General features: G+C 63.9%; 9 protein-coding genes. 3 read left to right on the forward strand and 6 right to left on the reverse strand.

Translation table 11 applies throughout. The annotated features are described in order from the left end of the window. Positions 1-8 precede the first annotated feature (8 nt). Positions 9-1,190, reverse strand: a complete 1,182-nt coding sequence (gene dapC, locus NMB43_RS10425) for a succinyldiaminopimelate transaminase (RefSeq protein WP_494352096.1) — start codon at positions 1,188-1,190, stop codon at positions 9-11. 140 nt (positions 1,191-1,330) lie between these two features. Here dapC and smc point away from each other — a divergent pair, with 140 nt between their 5' ends. From smc to ligA, 3 genes are all read left to right on the forward strand, one after another. Beyond that, a complete protein-coding gene (smc, locus tag NMB43_RS10430; protein ID WP_494348096.1) occupies positions 1,331-4,864 on the forward strand; it encodes a chromosome segregation protein SMC in 3,534 nt (1,177 codons plus the stop codon). Between the two features lie 106 nt (positions 4,865-4,970). Next, positions 4,971-6,101, forward strand: coding sequence for a cell division protein ZipA (locus tag NMB43_RS10435; RefSeq protein WP_494348097.1), 1,131 nt, complete (start codon positions 4,971-4,973; stop codon positions 6,099-6,101). A 13-nt stretch (positions 6,102-6,114) separates the two neighbouring features. Beyond that, complete coding sequence (ligA, locus tag NMB43_RS10440) at positions 6,115-8,493, forward strand: NAD-dependent DNA ligase LigA (protein WP_494348098.1); 2,379 nt, start codon at positions 6,115-6,117, stop codon at positions 8,491-8,493. A gap of 758 nt (positions 8,494-9,251) precedes the next feature. Here ligA and NMB43_RS10445 read toward each other — a convergent pair. The 5 genes from NMB43_RS10445 to NMB43_RS10465 all read right to left on the reverse strand — a co-directional run bounded on the left by NMB43_RS10445 (position 9,252) and on the right by NMB43_RS10465 (position 13,569). Continuing rightward, the gene (locus tag NMB43_RS10445; RefSeq protein WP_494348099.1) at positions 9,252-10,532 is read right to left on the reverse strand and encodes a type II secretion system protein GspD; all 1,281 of its coding nucleotides are present in this window, start codon (positions 10,530-10,532) and stop codon (positions 9,252-9,254) included. Beyond that, positions 10,529-11,611, reverse strand: a complete 1,083-nt coding sequence (locus NMB43_RS10450) for a zonular occludens toxin family protein (RefSeq protein WP_494348100.1) — start codon at positions 11,609-11,611, stop codon at positions 10,529-10,531. Before NMB43_RS10450 ends, NMB43_RS10445 begins: the two co-directional genes overlap by 4 nt. 3 nt (positions 11,612-11,614) lie before the next feature. After that, entirely contained in the window at positions 11,615-11,899 is a 285-nt protein-coding gene (locus NMB43_RS10455) for a DUF2523 family protein (RefSeq protein WP_494348101.1), read from the reverse strand. A 2-nt stretch (positions 11,900-11,901) separates the two neighbouring features. Further along, a complete protein-coding gene (locus NMB43_RS10460) occupies positions 11,902-13,188 on the reverse strand; it encodes a hypothetical protein (RefSeq protein ID WP_494348102.1) in 1,287 nt (428 codons plus the stop codon). A gap of 138 nt (positions 13,189-13,326) precedes the next feature. After that, on the reverse strand, positions 13,327-13,569 hold the full coding sequence (locus tag NMB43_RS10465) for a hypothetical protein (protein ID WP_494348103.1): 243 nt from the start codon (positions 13,567-13,569) through the stop codon (positions 13,327-13,329). Between the last annotated feature and the right edge of the window lie 19 nt (positions 13,570-13,588).

The raw sequence follows: 13,588 nt of genomic DNA on the forward strand, positions 1-13,588 counted from the left end.
ATTCGGGTTCAGCGGCAGAAGGCGGCGATGCGCTCGGCGGCCTCGACGCATTCGGCCAAGCCCGCCACCAGGGCGATACGGATGCGGTTCTGGCCTGGATTCACGCCCCGCGCTTCGCGGGCCAGATACTGGCCGGGCAGTACGGTGACATTCGTGTGCTGGAGCAAATCGCGTGCGAATTGCGTATCGTCACCCGGCGTGCGCACCCACAGATAAAAGCCCGCGTCCGGCATCGGCGCATCCAGCACCGTGGACAGAATGGGCTGCACGGCAGCGAACTTTTCGCGGTACAGGCGGCGGTTCTCGATCACGTGCGCCTCTTCGTTCCAGGCCGCGATGCTGGCCGTCTGCACCGGCAGGCTCATGGCGCAGCCGTGGTAGGTGCGATAGAGCAGGAACTGCTTCAGGATCTTCGCGTCGCCCGCCACGAAACCGGAGCGCAGACCCGGCACGCTGGAGCGCTTGGACAGGCTGGAGAACACCACGATGCGCTCGAAGTCGCTGCGACCCAGTTGCTGAGCAGCCTGCAGGGCACCGATCGGGGGATTGGCTTCGTCGAAATAGATCTCGGAGTAGCACTCGTCGGCCGCAATCACGAAACCGTGCTGATCGGCCAGCGCGAAAAGCTGCTTCCACTCGTCCAGTGACAGCACGCGGCCGGTCGGGTTGCCGGGCGAGCAGACATACAGCAATTGCACGCGCGACCATTCCTCCGGACTGAGCGCATCCAGGTCCAGCCCGAAGCCGTTCTCGCTGGTCTGGTTCAGGAATACCGGCTGGGCACCAGCAAGGTAGGCGGCGCCTTCATAGATCTGGTAGAACGGATTGGGTGAGGCCACCAATGCGCCGGGCTTGGTGGCGTCGAGGATGCATTGTGCAAACGAAAACAAGGCTTCGCGCGAACCATTGACCGGCAGTACGTTGCCCAGCTCCAGCGCGGGCAACTGGTAGCGCCGCTTGAGCCAATCCACCAGTGTCTGACGCAGGCTGTCCTGCCCGGCGGTAGTCGGATAGACCGCCAGTCCTTTCAATGAGCCGGCCAGCGCCTCCATGATGAAACGCGGCGTCTCATGTTGCGGCTCCCCGATGGACAGACGGATCGCTGGCTTGGCGGCGGGTTCCACTCCGGCGAACAAGGCGCGGAGCTTTTCGAAGGGGTAGGGCTGGAGGCTGCTGAGGTAGGGATTCACAGTCTTCGGTATGGGCAATGACGCTGATTCGGGGGTTCCGCAGCGCCGGGCGCCGAAAACCGGGGTGGTATTATAGCCCGCCTTGCCTGTGGCCCTGCTGGCTGACTCCTGCGTTTCGACTCTTCCCCGTCCTGCCCAACGTGCGTCTTTCGAAGCTCAAACTCGCCGGTTTCAAATCCTTTGTCGACCCCACCACGGTTATCACACCGGGGCAGTTGGTCGGCATTGTCGGTCCCAATGGTTGCGGCAAGTCCAACCTCATCGATGCCGTGCGCTGGGTGCTGGGCGAGTCGCGCGCCTCCGCGCTGCGGGGCGAATCGATGCAGGACGTCATTTTCAATGGCTCGACCACGCGCAAACCGGTATCGCGGGCCAGCGTCGAACTGATCTTCGATAACGCAGAGGGTCGCGCGGCTGGCCAGTGGTCGCAATACGCCGAGATTGCGGTCAAGCGCATCGTCGACCGCGAGGGCGGCTCGGACTATTTCATCAACAACGTCCGCGTGCGCCGCAAGGACGTGATCGACCTGTTCCTGGGCACCGGCCTGGGCCCGCGCGCCTACGCCATCATCGAGCAGGGCATGATCTCGCGCGTCATCGAGGCCCGCCCCGAAGACGTGCGCGGTTTCCTGGAAGAAGCCGCCGGCATCACCAAGTACAAGGAGCGCCGCCGCGAAACGGAAGGGCGCCTGTCCGACGCGCGCGACAACCTGGCACGGGTGGAGGACATCCGGGCCGAGCTGGGCCAGCAGATCGAGCGCCTGGGCAGCCAGGCCGAGGTGGCGCGACGCTACAACGAACTGCACGGCAGTCTGCTGGACCGCCAAGCGCTGCTGTGGACCTTCAAGCGCGAACAAGCCAGGCACGAAGCCGAGCGCTGCACGGCCGCCATCGCCAGCCTGGGCCAGCAGGTGGAGCACGGCTCCGAAAGCCTGCGCCAGCTTGAAAACCAGCTTGCCATGGCGCGCGAAGACCATACCCGCCTGGGCGATCTGGTCAGTGCGGCGCAGGGCGACGTGTATGCCATCGCGGCCGAAGTCACCCGCATCGAAGGTGAGCTGCGCAATCTGCGCGACCGGCGTGCGCGCCTCGACCAGCAGATCCTGCAATTGAGTGGCAACGAACAGCAATGGCAGGCCCGCGCGGCTGAACTCGAAGCCGCGCGTTCGCTGTGGGTGCAGCGCCAGGATGAGGCCGAACTGCGCCTCGCGCAGGCCCAGGAAAACCTGGACACCGCGCAGGAGCGAGTCGCCCCCGCCGAGCAGCAGCGCCAGCAGGCGCAAGCGCACCTCGATCAACTCCGGCGCGAACTGGCCCTGGCCGAGCAGCGCGGCAAGGTGGAAGCGACCCGCCTGCAGGCCGCCCAGCGCAGCCTGGACGTTCATCTGCAGCGCCGCCAGCGACTGGAAGCGGAACTGGGGCAGTTGCGTCCGGACGACTTGCCCGACCTGGGCGCGGATGAAGCGCGCGCCGAAGAGCTTCAGGCACGGGTGGCCGGACTCGAAGAGGCCTTGCACCAGACACAGGAACAGCTCAGTCAGACCCAGGGTGTGCTGCGCGAAGCCCAGTTCTCGGAACGCGAGGCGAACCGCCAGGTCACCGAGACGCGCGCCCGCCTGGGCGCCTTGCAGGCGCTGCAGGACCGCTTGCGCGACCAGGGCGATATGGCGCGCTGGCGTCAGCATTGCGGCCTGAACAACGAAGTCGAGCTGTGGCAATCCCTCAAGGTGGAGGCCGGATGGGAGCTGGCCGTGGAAGCGGTGTTGCGCGAACGCATCGCCGCGCTGGGCCCCTTGCCCGCTGGCGTCGCGCAAGCCGCGCTTCAGCACCCGGCGCCCGCATCGGTCGTGCTGCTGCGCGAGGCCGGCGCCGCCGCACCGGCGTCGCCGGCGTTCGATGCGGCCCCCTTGCTCGCCAAGGTGAGTAGCGAGCGAGCGGAACTCCAGACTCATCTGCAACGCTGGCTGGCCGGTGTGTACGCGGTCGACAGCCTGGACGCCTGGCTGGGCACTGCTGAGCTGCCTGCGGGCGTACGCCTCGTCACGCCTGCCGGGGTGCAGCTCGATGCGCAGGAACTTAGCCTTTTCGCGCCGGACGCGCGTACCCACGGCGCGGTCGAGCGGCAGCGGGAGATCAGCGAACTGGGCGAGCGCCTGGACTTGCTTGAAGCCCAGGCCGAAAACCTGCACGGGAAGGTGCAAGACTGCGAGAACGCCTATCAGCAGGCGCAAGAACGCCTCGGCACAACCCGGCGTGCGCTGGCGGACACCCAGCAGCAGGCTCACGCGGCGCAGATGCAATTGCTGCGCAGCCAGGAACAGCACACTCGCTTCAGCCAGCAAAGCGCCAAGCTACGTACCGAACTGGACGAGCTGGCGCCCGCCATCGAAGCCGACCAGCGCCTGATCGCCGACACTGAACGCGAGATCGCGGTGCATGACGAGCAGGGCGAGCAGTTGCAGGCGGCCCTGGAGCAAGCCCAGATGGACTTGCTGGAAGCGGATGACGCCCTGCGGCGGGCACGCGAGCAACTCCAGCATGCGACCCGAGCAGCCCAGGAGGCCGATTTCGCCCAACGCGAATGCCAGGCCAAACTGGACGAGATCCAGCGCAATGACGCCCTGACGCGCGAGCAGATCGGGCGCGGCGAGAGCGAACTCGCGCAACTGATCGCCGAGCGCGACGGGCTGGACGAGGACAGTCTGCAGCTGGCCATGCGTACCGCGCTGGACCTGCGCCAGTCCCGCGACGCCACGCTGGTTCAGCGCCGCGAAGCGCACGAGGCGCTCGGACAACGCATCCGCGGCATGGACGAAGAGCGCCTGCGCACCGAACACGCCCAGCATCCCTTGCGCGATCAATTGGCCGAAGCGCGTTTGGCCCATCAAGCGGCCGAGCTGGCGCACCAGCAGGCCAGCGAACGTCTGACCGAGCTGCCTGGCGAACCCAGGCAGTTCAGCCCGGAAGAACTGGCCCAGGTACGCGAGACCGCGCTGACCCGCGAGGTCTCGCGCATCAACCGCGAGATCGAAGAACTGGGGCCGGTGAATCTCGCTGCACTCAACGAACTGACCGCCGCCAGCGAGCGCAAGCACTTCCTCGACACGCAGTACGACGACCTAATGCGGGCCATCGACACGCTGGAGGACGCCATCCGCCGCATCGACCGCGAGACGCGCGAGCAACTGATGGCCACCTACAACGTGGTCAATAAGCACTTCGGCGAGCTCTTCCCGCGTCTCTTCGGTGGGGGTGAGGCGGCGCTGGTGCTCACGGGAGAGGAAATCCTGGACGCCGGCGTGCAGATCGTCGCCCGCCCACCGGGCAAGAAGAATTCCTCCATCCACCTGCTGTCCGGCGGCGAGAAGGCGCTCACCGCGATCGCCCTGGTGTTTGCGATGTTCCAGCTCAACCCGGCACCTTTCTGCATGCTGGATGAGGTGGACGCGCCACTCGACGACGCCAATACCGTGCGCTACTGCGACATGGTCAAGGCCATGTCGGCGGTGACCCAGTTCGTCTTCATCAGCCACAGCAAGATCACCATGGAGATGGGCCAGCAGCTCGTGGGCGTCACCATGCAGGAACAGGGTGTCTCGCGCGTGGTCGAGGTCGACATCGACGAGGCCATGCGCATGGCGCAAACAACGGCCGCCACGGCGGATGCGGCCTGACCGCATGGGCGCCGCCGCCGTGGCCTTCAGTCTGTGGCAATATTCGCCCCAACCCGCAAGGGCCATTCATCTTTTGCAGCAAACCTGATCAGGCATGCCCCCCTCCATGCAAGGAAACGAGCTTCAGTACGGTTTGATCGGCCTCGGCACCCTGCTTGTGCTGGCCATCGTGATCTACAACGTGTGGCAGGAACGCAAGGCGCGCAAGCACGCCGAGCAGGTGTTCCGCTCCACCCACCGCGACGTGTTGCTGGATGAGCAGAGCGAGCCGGTGATTCCGCCGGCCCCGGGCGGGCGCATGGAGCCCTCGCTGCCTGGGCGGGGCGACTTGGCGGAAGAGCTGGACGTGGTGGAGGAGGGCGAACAACCCACTTCGACCACCCAAGCGACCACCATGCGCGGCGTTGAGCCCAGCCTGCCGTGGGAATTGCAGGCGATCGACTGCGCAGTAGTCATCGAAGCGCCCGCGGGTGTATCGGCCGCCGCGCTGTTCAATGGCCAGCAGACACTGCTGGCCAACCTTTCCAAGCCCTTGCGCTGGTATGGCTGGAGCGAGAGCGGCAACCGCTGGGTCATGCTCGACGCCCGTACCGATGGCAGCCTCAACCGGGCTTGCGCGAGCCTGCAACTGGTCGACGCGCGCGGCGCGATTTCCGAGTCTGAGCTGGAGCGGTTCTACGACCAGGTGCAACGCATGTGCGACCAGTTCCTTGCCGTACCACGACTGCCGGTGCGCGCCGAGGTCATGGCGCGCGCCGCCGAGATCGACCGCTTCTGTCAGGAAGTCGATATCCAGATCGCAGTCAACGTGATCGCCCGCGAGACCCCCTTTGCCGGCACCAAGATCCGTGGCCTGGCCGAGGCGGCCGGCATGAGCCTGCGTGCCGACGGCAGCTTCCATGCGCAGGACGAAGCCCTGCTGTCGCTGTTCACCCTGTCCAACCTGGAGGCGGCCCTGTTTTCCGCCGAACAGATGCGTCAATTGAGTACCCATGGCATCACCCTGGCCATGGACCTGCCGCGCGCGCCCAAACCCTATAGCACTTTCGCCCGCATGATCGACTTTGCCATGCACCTGGCCGATGGTCTGGGCGGACAGGTGGTGGATGACAATCGGGCCCCCCTGTCCGACCGTTCCCTGGCGATGATCCGTACCCAGGTCAGCCAATTCGAACAGCACATGGAGCGGCAGGCGATTCCGGCCGGCAGCGAGATCGCCCGCCGCCTGTTCGCCTGAGTCGGCCGGCGCGATGGACCTGTTTTCCCAGGCCGACGATGCGGCGCGTGCCGCCGAACTGCGCGAGTTGCTCCACCGCTACGCCCATGCCTACTACGTGCTCGACGCCCCCTTGGTGCCGGACGCCGAGTACGACCGCCTGTTTCGCGAACTGCAGGCCCTGGAGCAAGCCCGGCCTGAGTTGCGCACGGCCGATTCACCCACCCAGCGCGTGGGCGGAGCCCCGCTCAAGGAACTGCTGCCGGTACGCCATCGCGTACCGATGCTGTCCATCGAAACTGAGACCGACACCACCGACAACGGCGCCATAGCCTTCGATGGGCGAGTGCGCCGAAAACTGGAGTTCGACGAGCAGGCTCCACCCGTCGAGTATGCCGCCGAGCTGAAGTTCGACGGCCTGGCCATCAACCTGCGCTACGAGCAAGGCGTGCTGGTACAGGCGGCCACCCGCGGCGACGGTGAGACCGGCGAAGACGTCACCCACAACATCCGTACCATTGGCGGCATCCCCTTAAGGCTGCGGGGCAGGGCGCCAGCAGTACTTGAAGTGCGCGGCGAGATCTACATGCGGCGCGACGACTTCGAGCGCCTCAACGCCCGCCAGCGCGAACTGGGCGAGAAGACCTTCATCAATCCGCGCAATACCGCAGCCGGCGCGGTGCGCCAGCTCGATCCGGCCATCGCGGCGCAGCGCCCGCTTTCCTTCTTCGCGTATGGCGTAGGAGAGACGTACGGCTGGGATGAGGCGCCCGCCACACACTTCGCACTGGTCGACGCGCTGGCTACATTCGGCCTCCCGGTCTGCGAGCATCGTTGCGTGAGCCAGGGCGCCGCCGGTCTAGTGGCCTTCCATCAGCAGATTGCCCGGCTGCGTCCTGCGCTGCCCTTCGACATCGACGGCATCGTCTACAAGGTCAACAGTCTCGCCCTGCAGCGCGAACTGGGCTTTCGCAATCGCGAGCCGCACTGGGCCGTGGCACACAAGTACCCGGCGCAGGAGGAACTGACCCAACTGCTCGATATCGAGATCCAGGTCGGCCGCACCGGCGCGCTGACCCCCGTGGCGCGCCTGGCACCCGTATTCGTCGGCGGTGTCACGGTGACCAATGCGACCCTGCACAACGAGGACGAGGTCCGTCGCAAAGGCCTGATGATCGGCGACTGGGTGGTCGTGCGTCGTGCCGGCGACGTGATCCCCGAGGTCGTGATGGCGGTGGCCGAGCGCAGGCCAGACGAGGCGCGCGCCTTCATCATGCCCAGCCAATGCCCGGTCTGCGGCAGCCATGTGGTGCGGGAGGAGGGCGAAGCCATCGCCCGCTGCACCGGCGGCCTGGCCTGCAAGGCGCAGCGCGTGCAGGCGCTGATCCATTTCGCCGGCCGCCGCATGATGGACATCGAAGGCCTCGGCGACCGCTACATCGAGTCCCTGGTCGAATTCGGCTACGTGCAAAGCCCGGCCGACCTGTACCGCCTCAAACTCGAAGACCTGCTGGAGATGAAGCGCCGCGCCGACGAGCGCGACGGCGTCGTCCCGGAGACGGTGCAGCAGGGCAAGATCGCCACCAAGTGGGCCGAGAACCTGATCGACGCCATTGCCGCCAGCAAGCACCCACCGCTGGCGCGCCTGCTGTTCGCCCTGGGCATCCGTCACATCGGCGAATCCACCGCCAAGGTGCTGGCCGACTGGCTGGGCACGCTGGAGCGGATCCGTCGCGCGCCACGCGAGGTATTCGCCTGCCTGCCCGACATAGGCGCAGTGGTGGCTGACTCCTTGCATGAATTCTTTTCCGAACCGAACAACAGCGCCGTGCTCGATGCGCTGATCAGCACACAGGTGCAGCCCGCCGACGAGCACTTGCCCTCGGCCCGTCTCGTCCAGCGCCTGGGTATCGCCGATTTGCTGGGTCATCTGAAGATTCCACGCCTGACCCCCGTCCGCGCACAGCAACTCGCAGACCAGGGACTCAATCTGGCCACCCTGAGCACCTTGTCCGAAGCCGAGGCTCAGGCGCGCGGGCTGCCTGCGGATGTCGGCTCAGCCCTGGCCCAGTGGCTGGCGGACGACGCCAATCGCGCCCGTCTGGTTGCGCTGGACGCGTATCGCAACGCCATCCTGCGTGACGCACCAAGCCAGGTCGACAATGCCGCCGCTTCGCCCCTGGCCGACCAGACCTTCGTGCTGACCGGCACGCTGCCCACACTCACGCGCGACCAGGCCAAAGCCTTGATCGAAGCCGCTGGTGGCAAGGTCGCCGGCTCGGTGTCCAAGAAAACACACTACGTCGTTGCCGGCGAGGAAGCGGGCTCCAAGCTGGACAAGGCGCGTGAGCTGGGCGTGACCGTTCTGGACGAAGCGGGCCTCATGGCCTTGCTGGGACACACAGCCGGCTGAGCCTCGCCGCGACGGTCTGGACATATCAGCGGTCCGTGGCCGTGGAAGCATGACGGTCGACCGGCTAATACAGGGTGACGCAGTTCCCCGTGATGCCGGACTGCCAGCAGATCTCGCCGCCGATGGCTCCGGTACGAAGCACGGATGGCCTATCGGGCTCCCCAGCAGCCCGCGATCGAGGCTTGGAGGGCTCCCGCCGCGGCACACTATATATGCCGATAATCCCCCGTTATGCCAGAAGATCACCGAAATTAGGGGGAAAAGTCTCACCCATGAGACTAAGTCCGGGTGTTACATAGGACCCGGACCCCAAACCCCACCCCCCCACGGTGTGACGCTCGGGCAGCGAATCAGGTGCGCCGCTCTCCCCACCCTGCGGGCGGGTCCCCGTGCGGCCGCGCCTGCGCGCGCCTGATCGTGGCGACACGCGTGCAGAAACCCCGCCACCCTCTCGGGCTGGCGGCTGCGCGCTTAAACGGGTTCTACGGGTTTGGCAGGGGACTAGCGCCAACCCATGCGACGGCCAAGCTCTAGCCAGCAATCGCGGGCCTCCTGGCCGTCCAAATGGACGCTGTAGCGGGCGAGCTGCACATCGGTCAGCTCGACCAGGCGCACGGCACGATCAACCTCCTGCTGCTCTCGACGCTGGCGCCATTCTGCTGTGCGCTGCTTGCCTGGCTTTGTAGTGGGCAGGCGAGGCCGACCAGGTGGGCGAGCGAAGCCAGGCAGCTCCAAGGTCATCCGGTCATCCTTCTGCTTCACAGCTCGCCCCCCTTGCGCTCCTCGCTCCGCTGCGGTGCGCGGGTGCCGAGCCGCTCAGCTTTGAGCAAGACCAGGATTTCCGTTTTGCTGTCGTCATCGCTCCTGGAGCGCATGAACGAGGGCAGGAACGACAGGCCACTACTGCCCGAGGTTTCGCGGGTCTGATCCAGGCCGGCGACGATAACGGCCTCATCGTCGGCCACAGAGACGGCGGTTTGCAGCTCGCGCTTAATCAGCGTCGGACTGTTATTGACACCATTGGTCGTAGCCACGAACTCGGAGAGCTGCTGACCAATCGCCAGCTCGACACGATCGGTAAAAACCTGCGGGGTAATGTCGAAAATGACGCCAGCCGGCCGGTAGGTCACAGACTGGATTGGCCGGCCGGTCTGGTCATAGCTGACCTGGCCAATCGTGGGCACCTCAGAGCCGACGGAGAACCGGGCAGTTTTGCCGGTAACGACACGCACACGGGGCGACGCCAGGACGCGGAAACGACTGTCCGAAGCCAGGGCTGACAGCACGGCCTGGAAGTTGTCGCCGGTCTTGATGGTGATGGCGTCACCTGCCTTGGCGTCGCCGTTGATCGAGATCGAGATCTTGCCGCCCAGGATCGACCACAGCAGATCCACGGCCGAACCGTTGCGGTTGCCGGTCTGGACCTCGTAAATCGAGCCAGTGACAAGCACCTGATGGACGTCGGCATCGAGCGTGCGCAGCAGGCTTTGCAGGCGCGACCAGTCGGCAGGCGTGCCCCTGAACACAATGACATCTGCATCGCGGCGCATGCTGGCATTGATGCCTCGGTTTAAGTGCTCAGAGCTGGAGCTGGTTGGGCCATCGAGGCGGGCGCCGATGTCCTGCACCACGCCGGCACCGGAACGACCGCCGAAGGCATCCGCAGGGAAAAACGGCGAGACAACCGAAAGAAGAGTATCGACCGACCGGAAGCGCGGCGCGTAGGTGTAGAGCTGCTTTTCGGCTGTCTTGTCGATCAGCCGGAAGCGAACAACACCGCCAACCTTGTAGGGCTCAATCCCCACCGTGCGCAGCACTTCAACGGTTTCCCGTTCGACAACGGCGGGCGTGACGTTGCGCAGACTGAGGGAGACCTTCGCCTGCAACGGTAGGCCATTGTCTATGACGTAGCTTTGCGGGATGACATCGCCATACACGACAGGCAGCAAAGCGCCGACCGTCACGCCGTCAAACTCGACGGAGACAGGCGCCGCAGAGGCGGACGCCACCATAAGCAGAACCAGCAGCAAACGCATCATCGCGGCACCTTCGGCACATCAAAACCACGCGGGCCAAAGTCGCCCGAAAAGGGGGCGGCGAAGTCGCCCTCGGGTAGCTGAACCTCAACGCCGGCCGCGCTCAGTTTGTAGGTCGGCGGATCAACCAGGAGGCGGCGGGTTCCGGTGGCGTCCTGCACCAGGACACGCAGGCCAGCCGGCACGGAGTAATGCCCGACCACGCGCCAGCGGCTAGACAGGGAAGGGCGGGCTTTTTCGGGGGAGACTGAGGGTGCAGGCTGGCCGACAGGCTGCGCAGCGCCTACGGCCGATTTGGCGGCTTGCTGGGGCTGCTTTGCCGCGTCGGGATGGAAATAGCCATAGACGTACCAGACAGCCAGGCCGAACACGACAGCGCCGAGAGGTAACCCGATACGGAAAAACCAGCCGCTAAGGAGGTTGCCGCGCTTGTCGGCGTCCTGCTCAACAGCCTGAGCCGCGCTGCTTTGGCTGTGGCTTTTGTAGAGCGCGAACACCTTAGGGTCATAGGTGTTTTGGATCGTGTTGAGGAGGCGCTGCTTCGTGACACGCGATCCGGCGTAAATGTTGACCACGTAGCGCTTATGCAGACCCAGCGCCTTGTGCTTGGTCATCACGAAGGTCTTTTCGACCACGCCGCGCACCTTGCGCTGTAGGTCGTCGATTTGCTGGCAGATCAGCACGACATCACAGGTGCGACCGGTTTCGGGGTGCGTGTAGTGACGATGCATGCGCAAAAAGTGCATGTGATCGCCAGGAAGCCGGCAGCCGGTCGCGTACCAGCGCCACACCTCATCCAGCACGACCAAATCGCCACCTTTAACGATGGCTTCGGGCGCTTCTTCAGTCGGCACAAAACCTGGCTCAGAAACGCGGTCATTATCGACCGTGACCAGCTCGCCAAACTTCTCCAGGTCGGCGCCTTTTTCTTCGGCGTAAGCCTTGATGGCATCGAGCTGGAGGCCGCTGACATTGGTCACAACGCGGCGCCCTTCCATGAGCGCGGGCACGATGACATTTGCCACCACCTCGTAAGACTTACCCGAGCCCATGAGGCCGGTATATGCAGAAAGGCCGGCCATGGATCACCCAATAAACGGTATGCGACGAATCAGAAACCGAGAAACGGCAGCGGCAATGCAGAGAGGCAGGCCGTAATCAACGCGGAACACCTGGAGGAAATAAACGACACCTGATGGCAGCGCGCCGAAGGCACTGGACAACGACGCAGGATCAATAAAGCCGGTCAGGTAGCCAATCGCCCAGGGCACAACAAGCGCCAGAACTGCGAAAAGGGCCGCGAAGATGACGAACTTGACAACGACGCCGCGAAACAACCAGGACAGCAAGGGAAGAAGCCACGCGACCATATTCAGGCCCTCAGAACGACAAACAACGCAAGAACAGTCCAAACGGCAACCATAAAATTACTGATCAGGGCGCGATTGTCCTCGAGGATTACGCACTGCGTATCCATGACGCCGCCGAATTGGGTGCCGAATGCTTCGACCGTTAAATCGGCAGTCGGACATTGGCCCGTACCAGTGAAACGCCAGCCCTTGAGAGCGTCAAAAGTGCCAGGGAAAAACAGGCTCTTTATGTCCTCATTCGCATACGGCTCCGGGTCCGCTGGGGCTGTTTCGGACATCCAAGGTTCGGCCAGCTTGTCAAGCTTCTCGCGGGTTTTGACCTGGGAGGATTCGGCTTCACCCTGGCGGGCGTAGTCGGTAGGGAATTGTATTTGCTGCTGGCCACCTGTAGTCGGATCGCCGGTCGGCTCGGGAAAATAGCTATCAGGGTCCGTCGTGTTAATCGTACCCGGCTGGGTCTGCTGAGTAATGTTCTCGATTTGACCACCAGGCGAAACATCGCCGGTTTGAGTCTGCAATTGCGTATTTCCGGCCGCATCCTGGGATTGCGTTTGCAACTTAACTTTGGTTCCGCCGCCAGTTGTAGGCGTAAATGTCACCACCTGGGGCTGTCCGTTTTGATCCCTGCCACTGATGACCAAAGAACCATCTGGTTTAACACTGCCGTTTAAGGTGCCACCACAATCAATGTCGCCCGTTGCGGAGTAAGCCCCGCCAACGCGGCCGAAATCGCATTTACTATCGGGGGTCGCGGCGCGTGGATTATTCAACGAACAAGAACCGGAGGACGCCAAATATCCGCTCGGGCATTCAGTCATATATTCAGAACCAAAAAGACAGCCTTTACCACTGCAATTACACTGACCATTTCCAACATAAGCCGTACAGACCGCACCGGAAGCAGCGTTTAATGCGCCAGATGAAGTAGAAAAAATCCCGTGATAACTACGCGCTCCGCAAACGCCATACACATCCTGCACACAGCTCCAGGCACGGTAACGATCAACAGGAGAAGTATTAGCCGGCGCAGAAGGCGCGGCCGGAGCCTTTGCAGGATCGTCCGTTAAAGGAACTCGTATTTCATTGGGATCGCCTGCAGGGCTGCTATAGGTCAGTCCGAAAAACGCCGCAGCAGCGCCTAACGCGGCAGTGCCCCACGCGATACCACCAGAAGCAGCAGACGTTGCGGCAGGTGCGACATAGGCGAAGGCATAGGGCACCGTGACCAATAAAGCAGAGGAAAATGCGCTAAAAAACAAAAGCGCTAGCGCAATAATCAGCTTTTTCACGATACCCCCTTAATCACAGCCCAGGCGCAGACAATTCCGAAGGCGGCAAAGACCAGATACCAATAATCAGCAGGAGACATGGCACACCTCAAAAAAAAGGGTGCGCCCCGTTAAGAGCGCACCCAGCAGGAACGCCAGTTAGGCGCTCTTGATCGCGCTCAGAATGAGCTTGGCGCCACGGAAAGCCATGTAGAGGCCAGCGACACCAGCGAACACCAGCAGAACAGCAACGGTTGCCGTACCCCAGTCAACCGAACTGGTCAGCGACGAGAAGTCGGGACCGGTCGGAGCGGTCTGCGCCAGAGCAACAGCCGGGGCGGTTACAGCGACGAAACCAGCGAACAGAACGGAAGCGACCTTCTTGCAGAACGAACGAATCATGATGAAAACTCCCCTGAAG

The organism is Uliginosibacterium sangjuense, assembly GCF_059132465.1.